The organism is Mesorhizobium sp. M4B.F.Ca.ET.089.01.1.1 (assembly GCF_004022605.1).
Lineage (GTDB): Bacteria > Pseudomonadota > Alphaproteobacteria > Rhizobiales > Rhizobiaceae > Mesorhizobium > Mesorhizobium abyssinicae.
In genome coordinates, this window is sequence record NZ_RZOS01000624.1 from 1 (window position 1) to 2,644 (window position 2,644).

The window sequence follows — 2,644 nt, forward strand, 5'->3', positions numbered from 1 at the left end:
GGGAGGCCATGACATGGCAACCGCAACCGTCACCGCAGGATCGATACCGGCACGGCCGGCGGCACCCGCCCTACCGGCCGACCATATGCCGGTTCGCCGCGTCATCGCCTTCCTGGCGATGGTGTTCGGCATGTTCATGGCGATCCTGGACATCCAGATCGTCTCGGCCTCGCTGGCCGAGATCCAGGCGGGCTTGAGCGCCAGCTCGGACGAGATCCCGTGGGTGCAGACGGCCTATCTGATCGCCGAGGTGGTGATGATCCCGCTGTCAGGCTTCCTCAGCCGGATGCTGTCGACGCGGGTCCTGTTCACAATCGCTGCCGCCGGCTTCACCGCGGCCAGCGCGCTGGCCGCGACCGCCACCAACATCGACCAGATGATCGTCTACCGCGCCATCCAGGGCTTCATCGGCGGCGGCATGATCCCCAGCGTCTTCGCTGCCGCCTTCACCATCTTCCCGCCGTCGCGCCGCGCCGTCGTCTCGCCGATGATCGGCCTGGTGGCGACGCTGGCGCCGACGATCGGCCCGACGGTCGGCGGCTATATCAGCCACGCCATGTCCTGGCACTGGCTGTTCCTGATCAATGTCGTGCCCGGCATTTTGGTGGCGACGGCGGCCTGGACGCTGATCGATTTCGACAAGCCCAACCTCAAGCTGTTCTCGAAGTTCGACTGGTGGGGCCTCGCCGGCATGGCCGCCTTCCTCGGCTGCATGGAATATGTGCTGGAGGAAGGCCCCAACAACGACTGGCTGCAGGACCAGGCGGTGTTCATCTGCGCCGCCGTCATGAGCATCGGCGCAGTGCTGTTCTTCTGGCGCGCCTTCACCGCCGAGGAGCCGATCGTCGACCTGCGCGCCTTCACCAACGTCAACTTCGCCTTCGGCTCGCTGTTCTCCTTCGTCGTCGGCATCGGCCTCTACGGGCTGACCTATCTCTATCCGGTGTTCCTCGGCCGTATCCGCGGCTACGATTCGATGATGATCGGCGAAGCGCTGTTCGTCAGCGGCCTGGCGATGTTCTTCACAGCGCCCGTTGCCGGCATCCTGTCGAACAAGATCGATCTCAGGCTGATGATGATGATCGGCTTCTTCGGCTTCGCCACCGGCACCTGGTGGATGACGCATCTGACCGCCGACTGGGATTTCTACGAGCTGCTCATCCCGCAGATCCTGCGCGGCTGCTCGATGATGCTGTGCATGGTGCCGATCAACAACATCGCGCTCGGCACGCTGCCGCCGGAGCGGCTGAAGAATGCGTCTGGCCTGTTCAACCTGACCCGCAACCTCGGCGGCGCCGTCGGCCTTGCCGTCATCAACACGGTGCTGATCGACCGCAACGCCTTCCACTACGCCAGGCTCGCCGAGCATGTTCAGTGGGGCAGCGCCGAAGCGCAGCAGAAGCTGCAGAACATGACCATGAACTTCGAGCAGACCGCCGGTCTCGACGCCACCAAGGCGGCGATCTCCAAGCTGTCCGGCATGGTCCAGCAGCAGGCATCGCTGCTGTCCTTCATGGACGTGTTCTACATGCTGACGGTGCTGTTCGCCACGCTCGGCCTGTTCGTCCTGTTCATCCGCAAGCCGGCCGACCAGGCCGGCGGTGGTGGCGGAGGCCATTGAGGCGCGCCGGAACCCCCGCCTGGCGCCCCTCGTGCATGACCCCGGAAATCGGCGACGATTCCGGGGTCATGCTTTAACTCCACCCGTTTGGCGGCGACGGCGTCGGTGGCGATCGTGCCCTGGATGAGTGCCACCTGACCTGGTTTCGGCTGAAGTGGTTTCAGCTAGAGTTCCGGCATGAACATCCTGATTCTCGGTGCGACCGGCTTCATCGGGTCCGCCGTCACAAGAAGACTTGCGGAGGAAGGCCACCAGGTCACTGGGCTTGGACGCGAGCCGGCGCGCGCGGCGCTGAAGATGCCGCAGGTGCGCTGGCTGAAGGCCGACCTCGCCGGCATGACGCGGAGTGTGGACTGGCAGACCGCACTGGATGGCCAGCAGGCGGTGGTCAATTGCGCCGGCGCGCTGCAGGACGGGCTCGCCGATGACCTGACGGCCACCCAGGAAAAGGCGATGCTCGCTCTCTATGAGGCTGCGCGCGACCGGGAATTGCTGATCGTCCAGATCTCGGCGGACACAGGGGGAACCGGCCGCGACCTGCCCTTTCTCGACACCAAGAGGCGGGCCGACGGGGCGCTCGCGGCAAGCGGCGTGCGCTATGTCATCCTGCGGCCGGCGCTGGTGCTCGGCCGCAATGCGCATGGCGGCTCCGCCTTGTTGAGGGCGCTGGCGGCCTTCCCGTTGGCGATCCCTCTGGCTTACGCCGACAGCCAGGTCACGGCGGTCGCGCTCGACGATGTCGCCGGCGCGGTCAGCGCCGCGATCGGCGGCGTCTTGCCCTCCGGCTCGGACCTCTCGCTCGGCGGCGATGAAGGCCTGACGCTGAAGGACCTAGTCCTTTTGCATCGCAACTGGCTCGGCCTGCCCCCGGCCCCTGTGATTGCCGTTCCGCCGATGGCCGCACGGCCGGTGACGTGGCTGGCCGATCTCGCCGGCCGGCTCGGCTGGCGCTCGCCGCTCCGCTCGACCGCACTTGCGGTCATGGCGGGCGGTGTCGAGGTCCGGCGGCAGCCAGGCACAGGC

2 protein-coding genes are annotated in these 2,644 nt (G+C 66.5%); both read left to right on the top strand.

Going from position 1 to position 2,644, the window contains the following annotated elements:
* The first annotated feature begins 13 nt into the window (after positions 1-13).
* Positions 14-1,621 carry a DHA2 family efflux MFS transporter permease subunit gene (locus EN780_RS31745; protein ID WP_128276242.1) on the top strand — a complete coding sequence of 536 codons (1,608 nt, stop codon included), beginning with the start codon at positions 14-16 and terminating at the stop codon, positions 1,619-1,621.
* A 177-nt stretch (positions 1,622-1,798) separates the two neighbouring features.
* On the top strand, positions 1,799-2,644 hold an 846-nt coding region (locus EN780_RS31750), incomplete at its 3' end, for an NAD(P)H-binding protein (RefSeq protein ID WP_128276243.1).

What these genes read in the sequence shown, in the direction of transcription:
- EN780_RS31745 (WP_128276242.1), top strand. Translation starts at nt 14, where the DNA reads ATGGCAACCGCAACCGTCACCGCAGGATCGATACCGGCACGGCCGGCG.